Source organism: Photobacterium damselae subsp. damselae, from assembly GCF_038086725.1.
Lineage (GTDB): Bacteria > Pseudomonadota > Gammaproteobacteria > Enterobacterales > Vibrionaceae > Photobacterium > Photobacterium damselae.
In genome coordinates, this window is sequence record NZ_CP146970.1 from 1,269,441 (window position 1) to 1,288,631 (window position 19,191).

General features: G+C 40.1%; 12 protein-coding genes and 1 pseudogene. 7 read left to right on the forward strand and 6 right to left on the reverse strand.

Annotated features, from left to right (window positions below):
- The first annotated feature begins 400 nt into the window (after nucleotides 1-400).
- Entirely contained in the window at nucleotides 401-3,049 is a 2,649-nt protein-coding gene (gene topA / locus WAX86_RS05765; RefSeq protein ID WP_036764082.1) for a type I DNA topoisomerase, read from the forward strand.
- A gap of 108 nt (nucleotides 3,050-3,157) precedes the next feature.
- Here topA and miaE read toward each other — a convergent pair whose 3' ends face one another.
- Both miaE and WAX86_RS05775 read right to left on the reverse strand, forming a co-directional pair.
- A complete protein-coding gene (miaE, locus tag WAX86_RS05770; RefSeq protein WP_065170315.1) occupies nucleotides 3,158-3,943 on the reverse strand; it encodes a tRNA isopentenyl-2-thiomethyl-A-37 hydroxylase MiaE in 786 nt (261 codons plus the stop codon).
- A gap of 75 nt (nucleotides 3,944-4,018) precedes the next feature.
- Nucleotides 4,019-4,780 (reverse strand): DNA repair protein, encoded by a 762-nt coding sequence (locus WAX86_RS05775; protein ID WP_068945901.1) that lies wholly within the window; start codon nucleotides 4,778-4,780, stop codon nucleotides 4,019-4,021.
- Nucleotides 4,781-5,080: 300 nt separating this feature from the next.
- Between WAX86_RS05775 and cysB the strand changes: the two genes are divergently transcribed.
- Together cysB and WAX86_RS05785 are read left to right on the forward strand one after the other, a co-directional pair.
- Nucleotides 5,081-6,055 (forward strand): HTH-type transcriptional regulator CysB, encoded by a 975-nt coding sequence (gene cysB, locus WAX86_RS05780; RefSeq protein WP_005299992.1) that lies wholly within the window; start codon nucleotides 5,081-5,083, stop codon nucleotides 6,053-6,055.
- Between the two features lie 177 nt (nucleotides 6,056-6,232).
- Nucleotides 6,233-7,429, forward strand: coding sequence for a methyltransferase (locus WAX86_RS05785; protein WP_341489255.1), 1,197 nt, complete (start codon nucleotides 6,233-6,235; stop codon nucleotides 7,427-7,429).
- 141 nt (nucleotides 7,430-7,570) lie between these two features.
- Here WAX86_RS05785 and WAX86_RS05790 read toward each other — a convergent pair whose 3' ends face one another.
- The gene (locus WAX86_RS05790) at nucleotides 7,571-9,547 is read right to left on the reverse strand and encodes a bifunctional diguanylate cyclase/phosphodiesterase (RefSeq protein WP_237029335.1); all 1,977 of its coding nucleotides are present in this window, start codon (nucleotides 9,545-9,547) and stop codon (nucleotides 7,571-7,573) included.
- Nucleotides 9,548-9,783: 236 nt separating this feature from the next.
- Nucleotides 9,784-11,007, reverse strand: a pseudogene (gene tyrP / locus WAX86_RS05795) (tyrosine transporter TyrP); the annotation flags it as partial.
- Between the two features lie 337 nt (nucleotides 11,008-11,344).
- On the opposite strand from tyrP, the gene WAX86_RS05800 reads away from it, so the two are divergent.
- From WAX86_RS05800 to adiA, 4 genes are all read left to right on the forward strand, one after another.
- Nucleotides 11,345-12,559: a CinA family nicotinamide mononucleotide deamidase-related protein gene (locus WAX86_RS05800; protein ID WP_341489256.1), complete on the forward strand. Its 1,215-nt coding sequence runs from the start codon at nucleotides 11,345-11,347 to the stop codon at nucleotides 12,557-12,559.
- Nucleotides 12,560-12,846: 287 nt separating this feature from the next.
- Nucleotides 12,847-13,722 carry an META domain-containing protein gene (locus WAX86_RS05805; protein ID WP_341489257.1) on the forward strand — a complete coding sequence of 292 codons (876 nt, stop codon included), beginning with the start codon at nucleotides 12,847-12,849 and terminating at the stop codon, nucleotides 13,720-13,722.
- 296 nt (nucleotides 13,723-14,018) lie between these two features.
- Nucleotides 14,019-15,359: a putrescine-ornithine antiporter gene (gene potE / locus WAX86_RS05810; RefSeq protein ID WP_068945897.1), complete on the forward strand. Its 1,341-nt coding sequence runs from the start codon at nucleotides 14,019-14,021 to the stop codon at nucleotides 15,357-15,359.
- Between the two features lie 70 nt (nucleotides 15,360-15,429).
- Complete coding sequence (adiA, locus tag WAX86_RS05815; RefSeq protein WP_341489258.1) at nucleotides 15,430-17,721, forward strand: arginine decarboxylase; 2,292 nt, start codon at nucleotides 15,430-15,432, stop codon at nucleotides 17,719-17,721.
- 47 nt (nucleotides 17,722-17,768) lie between these two features.
- Here adiA and yfaE read toward each other — a convergent pair whose 3' ends face one another.
- Nucleotides 17,769-18,059, reverse strand: a complete 291-nt coding sequence (yfaE, locus tag WAX86_RS05820; RefSeq protein WP_036764080.1) for a class I ribonucleotide reductase maintenance protein YfaE — start codon at nucleotides 18,057-18,059, stop codon at nucleotides 17,769-17,771.
- Nucleotides 18,056-19,189: a class Ia ribonucleoside-diphosphate reductase subunit beta gene (nrdB, locus tag WAX86_RS05825; protein ID WP_068968191.1), complete on the reverse strand. Its 1,134-nt coding sequence runs from the start codon at nucleotides 19,187-19,189 to the stop codon at nucleotides 18,056-18,058. Before nrdB ends, yfaE begins: the two co-directional genes overlap by 4 nt.
- Nucleotides 19,190-19,191 lie beyond the last annotated feature (2 nt).

Sequence of the window (19,191 nt, forward strand, 5' to 3'; positions counted from 1 at the left end):
AAGTGGTAAATGTGCTCTCAGTTCTTTTTACTGATAGTTACTGGCAAAAATTTTCTATATCTGGTTCATTTTTTAGCAAAAAAAACTGAAGTTACATGTTGTTAACAATTGTAGACTCGGCAACCAAACAGTCTTATTTTGTAAAAAAGCAGTTGACCTTCTGGATTTGTAGCCCAATATGTAAATAGGAATTTACGCTAGATAGTTTGAAAATTGCTGGAAAATTGACAACATTTAGGCACAATACACGCTTTTGTTGACCATCGTATTAAGCCACTGATCCTAAATTAAAGATGAGTGCCTTAATACGATTGAGAAGCGTGACGTGCTATTTGATTGCGCATGCAACTATCTAACCGATTTAAAAATTAAGCGAGCACGAGGACGTAATAGAGTCACTATGGGTAAATCTCTCGTTATTGTGGAGTCCCCGGCCAAGGCAAAAACAATTAATAAGTACTTGGGTAAGGATTTCATTGTAAAATCTAGTGTGGGTCACGTTCGTGATCTACCAACCGGTGCACGTGCTGCTACGGGTAAAAAAGCTCCGGCAACTTCAACGAAAGGGTTGAGTGCCGAAGAGAAAGCACGAGTTAAAAAAGAGAAAGATCGTAATTCTCTCATCAAGAAAATGGGTGTCGACCCGTATCATGATTGGGCGGCAAATTACGAAATCTTACCGGGCAAAGAAAAAGTTGTCAGTGAGCTACAGAAGCTGGCTGAAGAGGCAGAATATGTCTATCTCGCAACCGATCTAGACCGCGAGGGGGAAGCTATTGCGTGGCACCTTCGTGAGATCATCGGTGGTGATGATGCACGCTATAAGCGAGTAGTATTTAACGAAATTACGAAAAATGCTATCCAACAAGCTTTCGAGCAACCAGGCGAATTGAATATGGACGGCGTTAATGCTCAGCAAGCACGTCGTTTCCTTGATCGCGTGGTGGGCTTTATGGTTTCGCCTCTATTATGGAAGAAAATTGCTCGTGGTTTATCCGCTGGTCGTGTTCAGTCTGTTGCAGTAAAACTGATCGTTGAACGCGAACGTGAGATTAAAGCTTTTGTACCTGAAGAGTTTTGGGATATTCATGCCAATACGCTAACTGCAGGTAAAGATGAGCTACGTTTGTTGGTTGCACAGCAGGCTGGTAAAGCGTTCCGACCTGTTAATGAAACTGAAACCATGGCAGCGAAGGCTCTGCTAGATAAAGCCGCTTATGAGGTTATTGATCGCGAAGATCGACCAACAAGCAGCAAGCCTTCTGCACCTTTCATTACATCAACACTGCAACAAGCGGCAAGTACTCGTTTGGGTTACGGTGTTAAGCGTACGATGGGATTGGCTCAGCGTCTGTACGAAGCAGGTTATATTACCTATATGCGTACTGACTCGACAAACCTATCAAAAGAAGCGGTTGAAGCTGCTCGTGAGTTTATTTCTGGTGAGTATGGTGATGAATACTTACCGGGTAAGCCAAATGTTTACGGCAGTAAAGAAAATGCACAGGAAGCGCACGAAGCGATTCGTCCTTCAAGTGTTACCGTTCGAGCTGAAGACCTTGATGGTATGGAGCAAGATGCGGTTAAACTGTACGATCTTATCTGGCGCCAGTTTGTTGCGTGTCAGATGGTACCTGCTCAATATGACTCAAGCACAATCACAGTTCGTGCCGCTGACTTTACGCTAAAAGCAAAAGGTCGCACATTACGTTTTGCTGGTTGGACTAAAGTTCAGCGCCCATCTGGTAAAAATGAAGATATGACACTGCCTATGGTGAGTGTAGGCGATAAGTTAGAGCTTTCTGACGTTGAGCCTAAGCAACACTTCACTAAGCCACCAGCGCGCTTTACAGAAGCTGCATTGGTTAAAGAACTTGAAAAGCGTGGTATTGGTCGACCATCAACTTATGCATCGATCATCTCTACCATTCAAGATCGTGGTTATGTTCGAGTTGATCAACGCCGTTTCTATGCTGAAAAAATGGGTGAAATCGTATCTGACCGTCTGGATGATAGCTTCCCAGATCTTATGGATTTCGATTTTACTGCTCGTATGGAAGGCAATCTTGACCAGATCGCTGAAGGTGAGAAAAACTGGAAAGCGGTACTGGATAATTTCTTCAGTGATTTCACAACAGAGCTTGAAAAAGCCGAGTTGGATGAAACTGAAGGTGGCATGAAGCCAAACAATATTGTATTGACCGATATTGAGTGTCCAACATGTTCACGCCCTATGGGTATTCGTACCGCATCAACAGGTGTGTTCTTAGGTTGTTCTGGCTATGCATTGCCACCAAAAGAGCGTTGTAAAACAACCATCAACCTAGGCAGTGAAGATGGCATTGTTAACGTACTAGAAGAAGACGTTGAAACTGCAGCGTTACGTGCGAAGAAACGTTGTCCTAAGTGCGGTACAGCAATGGATGCGTATCTGATTGATCAGACTCGTAAACTGCATGTTTGTGGTAATAACCCAAGCTGTGATGGTTATATCGTAGAAAAAGGCGAATTTAAGCTAAAAGGCTACGATGGCCCTGTAATTGAATGCGACAAATGTGGTTCTGATATGGAACTGAAAAATGGTCGTTTCGGTAAGTACATGGGTTGTACCAACGAAAACTGTAAGAATACTCGTAAGATTCTAAAGAACGGTGAGATTGCACCACCAAAAGAAGAACCTGTACATCTACCTGAGCTACCTTGTACTCAAGATCCAGATGCTTACTTTGTACTTCGTGATGGTGCATCAGGTCTATTTATGGCGGCAAGTACCTTCCCTAAATCGCGTGAGACTCGTGCTCCGCTAGTGGAAGAGTTGGTTCGCTTTAAAGATCGTTTATCGCCTAAGTTCTTATACCTAACTGATGCTCCTGTTGCAGACCCAGACGGTTTGCCGACAGTGGTTCGTTTTGCTCGTAAGACTAAAGAGAACTATGTACGTTCAGAAATCGATGGTAAGCCATCAGGTTGGACGGCACTCTTTGTTGATGGCAAGTGGGTGATTACCGATAAGCGTAAAAAACCAAAGAAAGAAAAAGCTGAAAAGTAATTCTTAACTGAATAATAAAAACCGCCATGAGCTATGCTGATGGCGGTTTTTTTGTTCTCAACTTTTCTTAGTTAATAGATAAGTTGAAAAAACGAAATAGATAGCGTTTTAAATAGGAATGCCACTATGGAAACGGAATTCGTGGTCTGGACTCATGATCATTTCTGCTTCACGTGCACCGATAACTAAAATTCGATCGCTGATATCTTTACCTGCAATTTTCTCCGCTAAGGTTAGATAATCACGATAGTGACGAGCTTCTGAACGCAATAGCGAGATATAGAATTTCTTTAAATCTTCATCAAGATAAGGAGCTAGTTTGGCAAAGCGTTCACATGAGCGAGCTTCAATGTAGGCACCTATGATCAACTTATCAATCAAGGTTGCAGGCTCATAAGTACGAACTACTTTCATTAAACCTTTGGCATAACGTCCTGCGCCAATGTGGCAATAGGGGATATCACGTTTATGCATGATCTCTAGCACTTGCTCAAAGTGATGAAACTCTTCTTTGATTAAGCGAACCATTTTATCGATCAGCTCTTCACCAAATTCAAAATCAGCTCGTGGTGTCAGTTTGGTTGAAAGGGCATTTTTCTTACTATGGAAACCGGCGATATCATGATTTTGACTGTAGACAAAATTTTCATAGGGTTTTGCCCACTCTAACAGAGCAGTAGCACTTTGTTCATCAACAGCATATTTACGAGTCATGTAAATAGCGGTTTGGCTTGCTTTAAGTTCACAGTTACAGTGATCGACTAGGAGTGTGATCAAGTTCTCTGGTTTTAGCGCCTCGGCAATCCATTCATCTGGTGTTTCACACTGTAGAAACTGTTTAACCGGAGTAAGCAGTTCATCCATCATTGTTTGAGTTGCGGTATCAACGGTCATGGTGTTGAGTCTTATAATTGATTTTTAAATGAAAAAGGCCGCACAATGCGACCTCTTATTGGCTTTCGTTTTATTTTACCATTTGCGTTTAGGCTGGAATAGTACATCAAGCTCATCTTGCTCTTTTGCGATCATCTGTTGACGTTCATCGGCTTGATTTTTTGATTGGCTATTGCTGATATCACTTAGCATCGCTTGCAGTCTTTCTCGCGTTTGGTTGGAGTAATTATCATTTCGAGCATCCAATACATCGATGGCTTTTTTCAGTAGCTGTTGAGCGGTACCGAATTGTTGTTTAAGCCTAGCCTCATTAGCACGCTTAATGACGTTTTCCATATTAATACGCAGTTGCATTGCTTCTAATCGAGCATTTTCGGTTACAAACACTTGGGTTGCGATACGGCCTTTACTGTGTTCATTTTTCACAATCGTTTTTAAGCGCTTAACCAGTTGCAGCATACCAATTGCTTGGCGATCTGTTGTTGGCACTTTAAAAGGTGTGATTTCAGCATCAGAAAAATGATTTTGCAGCGATTCTATTTGTTGGCCAACATCTTCGATACGTTGAGCCAGTTTTTTATCGTTTGGATCAATATCAGCCATACTTTTCAGAGCGTTAAGAATTCGCTTATTTAGGCAAAGTAATAACTCCTTGCTGTATGGGATATGGTGAGCATGGCCGATAAGTTCTTCAGTTGCATCAATAATGGCAATATATTGACCTAGTTCTTGCTGTTTAGCGCTTTGAATACGCAGACGGTATTGAACCGTCACATTATAACCAATGATGAGAGCCAAAAGTAATGCAACTAAGCCTATAATTAGAGGTATGCTCATAGTAACTATCTGTATTTTATCCACTAAATGAGCATATAAGATACACCAACTTCCTTAATTCTGATAGCAATCATAATAAATTAGCGCTGTAATTTTAATAAAAAAATCCGTTCTAATAGAATTACCAGTAATCAGTCGTTCTGACCGTAGATTAGAAAGAAATACTATGAAAAACGAAAAATTCCAGATATAACAATAGAATTATGCGATTAAATATGATGCTATGTAATAGAAAGGGTATGGAAGCCCGTAAATTGCAGTAGATGGTAGTCAGATAACGGATTATAAGTAGGCAAATGCATGAAATTACAACAACTCAGATATATTGTTGAGGTGGTAAATCACAATCTCAATGTATCTTCTACCGCGGAAAGTTTGTATACCTCTCAACCTGGGATCAGTAAACAAGTCCGACTGTTAGAAGATGAACTAGGCATTCAAATTTTTGAACGTAGTGGTAAACATCTCACTAAAGTGACACCTGCAGGAGAGGAGATCGTTCGTATTGCACGTGATATTCTTTCTCGGGTTGAAAGCATTAAATCTGTTGCTGGTGAACATACCCATCCTGAAGTCGGTACATTAAACATTGCGACTACTCATACTCAAGCAAGGTATGCATTGCCTGATGTGATCCAAGGATTTACCGCTCGTTTCCCTAAAGTTTCGCTGCACATGCACCAAGGAACACCGTCACAGATTGCTGATGCGGTAGCGAAAGGGACGACAGATTTTGCGATTGCAACCGAAGCACTGCATCTTTATCAAGATATGATTATGTTGCCTTGTTATCACTGGAATCGCTCTATTGTGGTACGTTCAGATCACCCGCTGGCGAAAAAAGAGAAGATCAGCATTCATGATTTAGCTAATTATTCTCTTGTAACTTATGTCTTTGGTTTCACCGGACGTTCTGAACTAGACAGTGCTTTTAATCGAGCGGGACTCACCCCTAAAATTGTTTTCACAGCAACGGATGCTGATGTGATAAAAACCTATGTAAGATTGGGTATTGGGGTTGGAGTGATTGCAAGTATGGCAATGGATGATGAGCGAGATCAAGACTTAGTTGCGATTGATGCCAGCCATATTTTTGCTGCGAGCACCACGAAAATTGGGTTTAAAAAAGGCTCTTTCCTTCGTACTTATATGTATGATTTTATGGAAAGATTCGCGCCGCATTTAACTCGAAATGTGGTTGATCAAGCTATAGCCTTAAAATCAAATGCAGAAATTGAAGAAATGTTCTCGACCATGGAATTACCGGTTCGTTAACCAACGGCAGAGCGTTGTTAGTTAGGCCTTATCAAAAAGAATCGCCGCTATCTAAATTATTCTTGCTGAACCTCGCATCTTGAGGTTACTTGGATATACAGGTATCGGTGATTTTTATTTAATAGCATCTTGAAGTCAGTTAGGTATAGAATACGCACCTTATTTTTTGGGGGCAGTATGGCTAACTATTTTGATTCTTTTTCACATCTAGATGAACTATTAACCCAAAGCCGTTGTTTTTGGCAGTTTATGCCATTTTCTCAATTGGATTATCAGTGGCGAGAAACTTATCCAGAGTTGTGTGAATGGTTAGAAAATCTATCTGAAGCACAATTAGCTGAATATCAAAATAATGCTGAGTTATTAGCCCATACTCTTAAAAAATGGATCCCGCAAAGCGTTGAGCTATTTAATGCAACCTCATTAGCGTTTTTACCGCAAAAAGAAACCGATTTACCTCGCGGTAGTGATACGGGGATCCCTGGTCGTAAATGGCAGCAAATTACAGCGTTTACCAGTGCGCTACCTAAATTAGGCTTACCGTGGCTAGAGTGGTGTGCCGGTAAAGGTCATTTAGGTCGTGTACTTGCTCTTTCTCACCAGCAGCCAGTCGTCAGTCTTGAGTGGCAAGATCAGCTATGTATTGATGGCGAGGCAATGGCACAGCATTTAAATTTGCCGATAACTTTTGTCCAAGCTGATGCATTTGCTAAAGAGAGCCAACAGCATATTAAAACCGAACAACACGCCGTTGCGCTTCATGCATGTGGTGATTTACACACCTCACTATTGCAACATTGCGCCGCAAAACAAGCCACAGCCGTTTCAATTTCGCCATGTTGTTATCATCTAATTCGTAGTGATTTTTACCAAATGTTGTCTGAATATGGTAAGAAGACCCAACTTCAATTATCTAAGCACGATTTACGTCTGCCATTGCAAGAGACGGTTACTGCAGGCCAACGTGTTCAAGCTCTGCGTGAGACAGAAGTAAGTTTTCGATTAGGCTTTGATGCACTGCAGCGACATGTTCGAGATGTGGATGAATATTTATCGGTTCCCAATACCCAAAAGGCACTTTTTAATCAGGGGTTTTCTGCTTTCTGTCATTGGGCGGCGGAGAAAAAATCAATCAATTTAGCCGGACTTGATATTGATTATGATTATTGGCTGGCAGAAGGGAAGCGTCGTTTTCAGATTTCAGAGCGAATGGAGTTGGTTCGCCAACTGTTTCGTCGTCCACTTGAAATGTGGCTGGTGTTAGATCGTGCGTGTTTTATGGTAGAACAGGGTTATCAGGTTGAGATTGGGCTCTTTTGTGAAAAGCCAATGACGCCACGAAATATTTTGATTAATGCGTATATATCAAAATAATGTCAGTATCTGAACTATCCATATATAACACTGTAATTCTAAATGCTTAGCGACAAATTCGCAGTTATAAAGATTTGAGTTAGATTATGCGGGACAGAGCATCCCGCATCATGAAGCACGGTATATTTCGATAAGAAAAGTTTAATGAATGGTCGGGTTATTGATATCCAAATCGTGACATAGTGAAAATTGGCGATCTTCAATTGTCTGCGGTGGCATTGGATGACCCAGATAATAGCCCTGACAGTAGTCAAAGTTACATTGACGCAAATAATCCAATTGCTGCTCCGTTTCAACACCTTCTGCCACAACTTTTAAATCTAGCTTTTCACAGATTGCTTGAGTAGCTTCAATGATAGCTTGGCTTCCTTTGTGTTCGCCTTGTACAAAACTACGATCCAGTTTTACTGTGCTGATCGGAAGATCTTGCAGTTGCGATAATGATGAATACCCCGTACCAAAATCATCCAGATAAAGCTCAATACCTAATTCAGCCAATTCGGTTAAACATTGTTTCGCATCTGAATAATCTTGTAGCATGGTTGATTCTGTTAATTCTAAAGCCAGCTGTTTAGGGTCGATCTGGTAAGCGTCAAGGCAAGCTTTAACTGATTGCACTAAGCCAGTTTGAAGTTGAGCTCGCGACAGGTTAACACTCATAATAAACGAGTGATCGTATTTTTTCTTCCACTCAGCCAGCTGTCGACACGCTGTTTTTAATATCCATTGACCCAGGGGAACAATTTGTCCAGTCTCTTCTGCTAAAGGGATAAACTCAGCCGGGGATATCTGGCCTAAGTCATCGTCGTTCCAGCGAATTAATGCTTCAAAGCCCTTTAGTTTCGCTTTTTTAAGGTCAACAATTGGCTGGTAATAAAGCTCAAAGGCATTGGCATTTAAAGCCAGAGTTAGGTGGTGACGTAGGATCATTTTTCGATAAAGCGCATCTGCCATATCGGGCGAAAAATGGTGGCAGCAGTTACGGCCGCGTAATTTCGCTCGGTGCATTGCCATATCAGCTTGAGTAACAAGAGTATCGATATCTTGTGCATCTTCTGGATAATTAGTAGTGCCTACTGTGCAACCAATAGAGAGTTCGCCGACTTCTTTAAGATGAAAGGGTTTGTTGAGTGCTGTGATGACTTCTTTAGCAAATGCACAAGGGGTTGTAATGTTACGTCGTTCGACATGAATCAGAAACTCATCACCGCCAAATCGAGCCAGCAAACCGCGATGTTGAATAACTTGACGTAGGCGAATTGAAACCGCTCGAAGTAACCGGTCTCCTACCGCATGACCGTATGTATCATTAATCATTTTGAATCCATCAAGATCCAAAAATAATAGACTGTATGGTTGTTTTGTATGGTGGGAAATTTTTATGGCACTAGAGATCCCGCGTCGATTCATCAACCCAGTTAAAAAATCATGCTCTGAGTTATATTTAGCTTGGCGTAGCTTTTCCCGTTCAGGGCTGATATTGGTTAACTGTAATAGCAGCTGTTGTTGCTCTTCAAGCCATTTACCTTCGATATGAAACCAGAGGTGTCGTTGACCTGTCCAACACAGCAATTTTTGGTCTACGATTCTATTTTGCTGAGCGTTCTCAAGAAGTTGTCTAGCCTGTGTAATATCACCAATAAAAGAGGCTAAATCATTAACACATTCCCCAAATTGGTGACTGAAGGCGGCGTTGGTACTAACTAGTTGACCTGATTGATTAAACAGTAAGGCAAGATTTGAACATTCAGAAAAGGCGAGATCACGGCGAAGTGTCGTTTCGTTAGCTAGAACTTCAACTAACATGCCCATACGGCCATCTGAAAGGGGAATACCAGAAAAGATACAGAGATATTTTTTTAGGACTTCATGAGGGGTAAAACTCCACCATGTTTTGATGGTTTTACCTCGGGCAAAGGTGGCTTTATAATCGACTAAAGTTGCTTCAACGGCTGCTGACATGTCAAAACTTAGGTCGCGGTTTGTCAGTTCACTTAATGACTTGGCTTCCCACAGTGGTAATGATTTTTCATTGGCCCAAATAATCTTTTTATTATCAATATCAAAAATCCATACAGGACACTGAAGATTGTTAAAAAGTGTGTATGCTTGGTTCATTACCGAGATCTTGCTGTTTATATACGGTTTGCAGAGAGTAACGCAAAAAAAATGAGAGATATATCAAAAATTAAGAAAAGCGTGATATTAATTCCTTTTTTTGAAAAAGATAAATTAACATCTTTAATTAAGGCATAAATGGTGGAAAAGATTGAATGTTTTAAGCAATTACACTGTTTAAAATAGTGTAATTGCTTATTTTTGCATTTATTTGGAGGTTATTAGTACAGCGACACTTAACCTAATTTCGGAATTATGCCAATCATTTGAAGAAGTTGCGATAGGATTATTATTACACCAATTACAACAACAATGATTAATGAAAATTTGCCTCCCATTACTTGATAATCCGAAGTGTTTTCTTGAGTTGAGGTTGCTTTTTGTTTTCTTTGTTGCCATACCATTGCAGCAGGTAAAAATATCGCTAATATCACCAGAGCAATAGCAGCATAGCCTAGTGCCATAATAAAGCCTTGCGGGTAAAACAGAGCAAAAGCTAGCGGTGGAATAAAGGTAACGCAAGCTGTTTGGACTCGTCCTGCTAAGGTTGCTTTACGACGTAGAGTATCAGCTAAAAAGTCAAATAATCCTAAGCTAACACCTAAAAACGAAGTGGCTAAAGCAAGATCTGCAAATAGTGATACTGACTGACCAACAAGCGGATTATGTAGGCGTTGGCTTAGCGCATTAATAAATTGAGTAAGATCAGTATTCGCTAAAAGTTCGTTTTGGCTCAAGATACCTTGTGTCGCCAGTTGCCATAATAGGTAAACAATTAGAGGTAGGGCAGAGCCAAAAATCATCACTTTTTTTAAATTTGGGATATTTAAACCTAAGTAGCGAACAATGGAAGGAATGCTGCCATGGAAACCAAATGAAGTGAACACTACTGGCAGAGCAGAAATAATAAGTCCTTGTTGCATTGGCATCTCAAGTAAATTATGACTTTTAACTTGAGGGAGTAAAAGTGCAAGCATGACTGCCATCGCTATGATCTTTGCGGTAAACAGTACTCGGTTAACTATATCAACTGAATGTGTGCCAATTGCGACTACACTTGCGATCACAAAAGTAAAAATAACAGTAGCTATTTGTGGCGCAATATCAACATGCAAACTCTGTATTTTTTGATGCAGTTGTGCACCTCCGCCTGCAATGTATGCCGCACATAAAGCATAGAATAAAAACAGCATTGCACCACTGGCAATGACTTGACCTTTGCGACCTAATAATTTGTAAGCTAAAGTGTGTAAAGTCGCTGATTTATCGGCATATTGGTGAACTTCTAACATGAGAAGTGCGGTGTAGGACATTAATGCCCACATACCAATCATAATAAGTGTGGATGTAGTAAAACCTAAGCCTGCAGAGGCAAGAGGAAGAGCAAGCATACCTGCACCAATAGTTGTGCCGGCAATAATCAGCATGCTGCCAAATGTTTTATTAAAAGACATGAAAAATTTCTCCCAGAAAAATTGAGTTGTTCGGGAGGTGTGGTATCAATATATGCATATACACCTGTGGTCGCTCCCTATCGAATGAAAGTCTGGCCACAATGGCGTAATCGAGATGAGTGTTAAGAAATGTTTACACCTGATTAGCCATCGTGGCTATCGATAGTAGGTGTTAAAAATAGAAATGTTCACTGATGGTATTCTCATAGTTATGAATGATTTTTTATCGAAAAGGTCATTATTTCCGAATAAGAAACACATTAACGGTAGAATATTTTACTGTCAACCCGTGTTTTATTGATGTAAATAATTATTTACACGTAAGAATATAGAAGGATTTAAAATGACGAAGATTGCGATGATCAGCACTGGTGAAGAAGTGCTGTATGGGGATATTGTGGATACGAATGCCAGTTGGTTATCGCACCATTTATGTCAATTAGGCTTTACAATGACGTATCGGTCAACGGTTGGTGATAATCTTGAATCTATTTGCGAAGAAATTAAACGCATCAGTAAGCTTGTGGATGTTGTTATCGTTAATGGGGGGTTAGGGCCAACAACGGATGATTTAAGTGCTCAAGCGGCAGCTAAAGCTTTGGGAGTACAGTTAGAGTTAAATGAAGCTTGGGTAGAGCAGATGCATCTTAAATTCCAACAGATGCAGCGTGACATGCCAAAGAGTAACTTAAAGCAAGCCATGCTACCTTTAGGGGCCGAGCTGATTGATAATCCAGTAGGTACGGCTTGTGGTTTTTGTATAGAGTTAAATCATGCTCGTGTGTACTTTACTCCCGGAGTGCCCCGTGAGTTTAAGCATATGGTTGAAACTCAAATTGTTCCTAAGTTGCAACGTCTTTATTCCTTGGCAGAAGTTAAACAAGTCGAGCGTATTTATACTTTTGGCTTAACAGAATCTGGTATCAGTGATGTTCTAGATCATTGGAATTTGCCGGAAGGGTGTGAGCTTGGATATCGTTCAGCCTTACCTTTTATTGAAATTAAGTTATTCCATCGCAATAACAAAACAGAACAAATCACAGCTTTTAAAGATGCCATTATTGATAAATTTCAAGCCAATGTTGTCTCTGTTGACCAATCTCTGCTGGATGCCTTATCTGAGCAATTAACTAAGAAAAAACAGACGCTGAATGTGTCAGAAGTTGGCATAATGGGGACATTGGCATATCAATTCTCTCAACACGAAGGCATTGCAAATCTTCTGATAAATAGCTGTTGTTCATACCACTTAGTGGTACCAGTAGAGCTCTCTGTATTAGCGCAACAGTTACAAAAAGAGGTATCAGGGCAATTAGAAGATATAGGTCTTTATATTTATGCAAATAATGATAAATCTTATACTTTGGCTCTTATTACACATCAATATCAGAAATTAATTAGGGTAAAACCTTATCGTCAATACAATATAAAGAACCAATCAATATTAATAGCCACATTAGTACAAATTATGTTGCTGAATTATTTATTAGGGTGCGGTAATTCTGGTGAATATTTAAATTTCGAATATTTAGATTTTTTTGAGACTGAAATAGATTAAAAAGACCATTTTGGTATTGTTGATGCCTTTGAGGTATTTCATAACACTATGATTTATAAAGTGGTTATTGGTTTTTTATCTTTGTATTGTCAGGGTGGTGTTAAATTAAATATTTTTTCATTCCAAGCTTGAAAACAGTGTTCGAATGCTGGAAAGTATATAGCAAATGCACTTCGTATTCGTATTTATATGATATGGTACAAAGAATAACACACAGGTTTAGCCATCATGGTCTAGCTAGTTGATAATAGAAGTGCAGAACTAATTTATCCGTAAAGGGAAATGCTATGACATTTAAAATGAAAAAAATTGCACTAGCTTCTTCAGTTGCTCTATCCTCTCTATTTCTACAAGCATGTAACGATGCAAAAGCTCCTGAGCAACCAACATCGGTAGAACAACCAGCTGCAGTTTCTCAAGCTGTAGACACAACAGCTAAGGCGCAAGCAATGAAAACTCTAGATGTGAATGTAATTTACTTAGATCGTCGTATGCTACCACCAGGTGCGGAACTGACAGTTGTGCTTGAAGACGTATCAAAAGCTGATGCGCCTGCTGAAGTGATTGCTACCGAGTCAATGGAGCCTGCTGGTGCACCTCCGTACGCTGTAGCACTAAAATATGATGCTAATAAGCTTGCAGAAAAGCACCGTTATAATGTGCGTGCAACAATTAAGATGAAAGATCAGTTAATCATGACTTCAACTGAAGCTCTAGATCCATTTGCTGCTGATGTTAAACAACCAGTTGAAGTGAAATTAACTCGTGTAACGCCAGCTCATAACTCAGCAGAGAAAGCTGCAGAGCAAAAGGCAAATGCATCATTCACTAATACTTATTGGAAACTGATGACGCTCGATGGTAAAGAAGCCCAGCTTGGTGCTGGTGACAAAGAGCTGTTTGTTCAATTTAATGATGATGGCCTAAAAGGTTTCTCTGGCTGTAATAGCTTTATGGGTACATACCAAGCTAAAGAAGGCAAGTTAACTCTAGGTCCTGTTGCTGCTACACAAAAAATGTGTGTGAAGGGTATGGAGCAAGAAGGTACATATCTAAAAGCAATCAACGAGATGGCTAGTTACTCTGTGACTGGTGAAACACTGACTGTTAAAAATAATAAAGGTCAAGTTGTTGCAACATTTGAATCTCGCTATATGAATTAATAGATTCATTTAATTCTTATTAAAAAAGGGTCAGTCTTTACTGACCCTTTTTTTATTTAAACCTTACTAATAATGTGTGTATTAAATTTAATACATTTAAGTTATTAAGATATTTGCGCAATATAAAACCGCCATCTAAGCTTTAAATCAATCTTAAAAATTTAACATATATGAAACATGTTTTTAGCATTAATTTGTTTTGATTGTTTAAATTTTAAGGGATTTAATTATCGATTTGTTCATGAGTCAGTTCTGTAAAAATCTTTCTTTTGACAAACATTATTTGGTAGGTATTTATGAGTTCACAAGGTAACAAAATGGGCCTAATAGGGCTTACTACTATTGTGACCGTTAATATGATGGGATCTGGTATAATATTACTGCCATCAAGCTTAGCGGAAACGGGTGGTATTGCATTATTAGCCTGGGGTGTCACTGCTATTGGTGCATTATGTATTGCGTATGCATTTGCAAAATGTGGAATGTATTGTACCGAAGATGGCGGTATGTCTGCTTATTCACAACGAGCACATGGTAAATCCAGTTTTTTTATTGCCTCTTATACTTATTATGTGTGTCTTGTTATTAGTGCTGTTGCAATTGCAGTCTCTACTGTTGGGTATTTAGAAACTTTTATTCCATGGTTAAAAGAAACGCCAATACATACTTTTGTCGGTGTCGTGGTGGTGCTTGTTGTGACTATGCTCGCTAATGTGCGTGGTGCAAAAATAACAGGCAGTATTTCATCGGTTACGGTGTGGGGGATTATTATCCCAGTGCTTGGACTTTCTGTGATTGGTTGGTTTTGGTTCGATCCTAAGCTATTTGCAGAGGCTTGGAATCCACATGATGTCACGACCATGACAGCAATAGAATCTGGCATCTCATTGACTTTGTGGGCATTTCTTGGGATTGAATCGGCAGGGGCTAACTCAGGTACAGTTGAAAATCCTAAGCGAAATGTTCCCCTTGCTTGTATGCTTGCAACACTCTTTTCTGCCATTACCTATATTGCTTCAACAACGGTGATACAAGGTATTGTTCCTAATGCTGAACTTGCAAAATCTGATGCACCATTTGGTTTGGTATTTGCCATGATGTTTGATTCAACAGTGGGCAATATTATTACGTTAATGGCCATTATTGCTTGTGCAGGTTCATTATTGGGCTGGCAATTTACTAATGCTCAGGTATCTAAAGCCGCAGCAGATATGCGTTTATTCCCTAAAGTATTTGGTGAGGTTAATAAACATGACGCGCCAATTAAAGGCATGATGATTATGCTGGTTTTGGAACTAGCATTAGCCGTTATGACTATTTCTCCAACGTTGCTAAAACAATTTAACGTGCTGGTCGACTTAGCTGTATTTATTAATATGGTTCCATACATTCTATCGTTAACTGCTCTTGGTATTATTTTGCGTCAGGCAAATGTTGGGGCGAAAGAATATAGTACAAGTATGATATTTGGCTTCGTTGCGGTGGTTTACAGTATATATGGTGCGTACGGAACAGGTAAAGAAGCCGTATTTTATGGAACCATCATTACTTTATTTGGTTATCTATTCTATGGCTTTATTGCTAGCCGAGATGAATATGAAAAACATCAACATCAGGCAACTCAGTCTAATAATTAAGTAACTGTCTAGTTTTCTATTACTTAATTTAATTGTGGTTTTAATTCAAGGTAAGAATTAGGAATCGATTATGGGAAATTATGGTAAACAAAAACACGTACTTATATTTAACGATAATCTTAAAGCTGGTGTAATTGAAAATGCATTACATCGATTATTAGATGAGTTTGCTACGGAAGGGGTGAAAGTTTCTGTAGCTACCTCTTTTGATGATTGTTACTCAATGCTTAATGCCAATATTGCCATTGATTGTTTTATGTTGACTTCGCAAATGACTGGGCAGCAAGCAGAAGAGAATGAAAAGTTCTTCCAGTTAATTGATAAACTCAATCGTCGTCAACAAGGTGTTCCTGTATTTCTTTTAGCGGAAAGGAAAAAAATCACCTTGTCAGTCAGTCGTGAGTTGATGTCTCGGGTTGATGAGTTTGCGTGGATTTTAGAAGATACCGCTGATTTTATTGTAGGTCGTGCTGTTGCTGCTATGGAGCGTTATCGCGATCAATTGTTACCTCCGTTAATGGCGGCGATGATGAAGTACGATGATGTTCATGAATATTCATGGGCAGCTCCTGGGCATCAAGGCGGTGTTGGTTTTACTAAAACACCAGCAGGCCAACGTTTTTACAGCTATTACGGTGAAGGTATTTTTCGTACCGATATGGGGATAGAGCGAGGCTCGTTAGGTTCTTTACTTGATCATACGGGGTATTTTGGTGACAGTGAAGCCTACGCTGCTGAGGTATTTGGTGCTCATCGCTCGTACTCTTTAGTAACGGGTACATCTGGTGCTAACCGAACAATCATGCAGATCTGTATGAAAGAGAACAGCCTCGCCATTTGTGACCGTAACTGTCATAAATCGATTGAGCAGGGATTGATGCTATCGGGAGCATTGCCAGTCTATATGGTTCCTACTCGAAATCGTTATGGCATTATTGGTCCCATTTACCCTGAACAAATGACAAAAGCTGCGATACAGAAAACAGCAAAAGAGAGTCAACTTACCAAAGATCATGCTGATCAAGCGGCAACATATGCGGTCATTACTAACTGTACCTATGATGGCTTGTGTTATAACGCAAAGCGAGCGCAAGATATTTTAGGTGAGAGTAGTAATCGCCTCCACTTTGATGAAGCATGGTACGGCTACGCACGATTTAATCCTATTTATGAAAATCATTTTGCGATGCGTGGCGATCCTGTTGAATCAGACAATGAACCTACCGTCTTTGCCACACACTCAACTCATAAGTTGTTAAATGCATTGTCACAAGCGTCATGGCTTCATGTTAGACATGGTAAAGACAGTATTGATTTCCAGCGCTTTAACCAAGCCTATATGATGCATGCGACAACATCACCCCTCTATGCGATTAGTGCTTCAAACGATATTGCTGTATCACAGATGGCAGGAAATCGAGGCTATTCTCTAACTCAAGAAGTTATTCGTGAAGCTGTTGACTATCGCCAGGCAATGGGACGTTTATATCGAGAGTTTGAAGCCGATGGTGATTGGTTCTTTAAACCTTGGAATGCTGAAACCGTCACTGACCCTGAAACGGGCAAGACGATTGCTTTTGAAGACGCCGATCCAAATCTGCTCGCTGAGTCTCAAGATTTCTGGGTAATGAAGCCTGGAGATAATTGGCATGGTTTTGAGGATATGCCTGCTGATTGGTGCATGCTAGATCCTATTAAGGTCAGTATTCTAGCCCCTGGGATGGGAGATGATGGTAAGTTACTTGATACAGGCGTACCTGCGGCATTAGTTACGCAATACCTTACACGTTTTGGCATAGTTCCTACGCGTACTACCGATTTTCAGGTGATGTTCTTATTCTCGATGGGGATCACCAAAGGTAAGTGGGCAACACTGGTGAATACGTTATTAAGCTTTAAAAAGCACTATGACAATAACACACCCCTTAAATCGGTTTTACCTCAATTAGCCAATGATCATCCTGAAGTTTATGGGCATATGGGCCTTAAAGATTTGGGAGATAAGATGTTCAAATATCTTAAAGATCATGTGCCATCAGAAAAACTCAATGCTGCTTATTCAACCTTACCTGAGGCGGTCGTGACTCCTCGCGCTGCATTTGCTGAAATCATTGATAATAATGTTGAAATGGTTCCATCTCATGACTTAGCTGGCCGTGTTGCTGCTAATGCTGTGATTCCATATCCACCGGGTATTCCGATGTTGATGTCAGGAGAGAGTTTTGGTGATGCAAGCAGCCCGCAAATCGGTTATCTGCGCAGTCTTGAAGTGTGGGATAAAGAGTTTCCAGGTTTTGAGCATGAAACAGAAGGAACTGAAGTAGAAGACGGTGTCTATCATGTGATGTGTATTAAGAAGTAAGAGCTTAGCTTAATCGTTAGCTTGTGCTTCAACATAAAAAAGACCGCTTATTCTGCGGTCTTTTTGATTTCGGTAAAAGTGAGCTGATAGTCAAATTCAATCTCAATATGGCTTTTGGGTTTTGAACAACAAGATAAAATCTCATTAGGTCCAATAAATGCCATGCTGTCTTGTTGATCTACTGCTCCAGATTTGAGTTTGCAACGGCAAGCGCCACACATTCCATTTCGGCATTGGTATTCTGGTTGTAGCCCGGCTTGTTCTAGTTGCACGAGCAAAGGTTCACGACTGTTGCCGTGAACCTCAATACCATTAACCTTAATGGTCAGTGAACTCATAGTTCAAAGTCACCCAGATCGTCAGCACTTACATCATTATCGATCTGACCAACAAGATAAGAACTGATTTCTGCTTCTTGTGGCGCAACTTGGACATTATCTGATGATAACCAAGAGTTGATCCATGGGATTGGGTTTTGAGTTGCGCCAGTGTATGCGTGCTCAAGGCCAACTGCGTTCATACGTAAGTTAGTAATATATTCTACGTATTGGCAAAGAATATCTTTATTAAGACCGATCATTGAACCGTCTTTAAATAGGTATTCTGCCCATTCTTTTTCTTGTTCTGCTGCGCGCTTAAAGATATCAAAGCATTCTGCTTCGCACTCTTTGGCAATTTCAGCCATTTCTGGGTCATCATGACCATTACGTAGCAGGTTAAGAATATGCTGAGTACCTGTTAGGTGAAGTGCTTCATCACGAGCAATAAGCTTAATGATTTTCGCATTACCTTCCATTAACTCGCGTTCTGCAAAGGCAAAAGAACAAGCAAAACTCACATAGAAACGAATAGCTTCTAGTGCGTTAACGGACATGATGCATAGATACAGCTTTTTCTTTAGATCGCGTAGATTGATGGTGATTGCTTTACCATCAACAGTATGCGTACCTTCACCTAAGCGGTGGTAGTCGTTTGTTGCGCTGATCAATTCATCATAATATCTTGAAATATCACCAGCACGTTTGATGATGTATTCGTTAGATACAATATCATCAAATACAATCGCAGGATCATTAACGATATTACGAATAATATGCGTGTAAGAGCGAGAGTGGATAGTTTCTGAAAATGACCAAGTTTCAATCCAAGTTTCCAGCTCTGGCAGAGAAACAATAGGAAGCAGAGCCACGTTTGGACTGCGACCTTGAATTGAATCAAGTAGCGTTTGATATTTTAGGTTACTGATGAAAATGTGTTTTTCGTGATCGGGCAGATTGTTGTAATCGATGCGGTCACCCGATACATCCACTTCTTCTGGACGCCAAAAGAAGGAAAGCTGTTTTTCAATTAATTTTTCGAAAATCTCAAACTTTTGCTGATCGTAGCGAGCAACGTTTACTGGCTGACCAAAGAACATTGGCTCTTTTAGCTGATCATTATGAGTTTGACAAAAAGTGCTGTATGCCATCA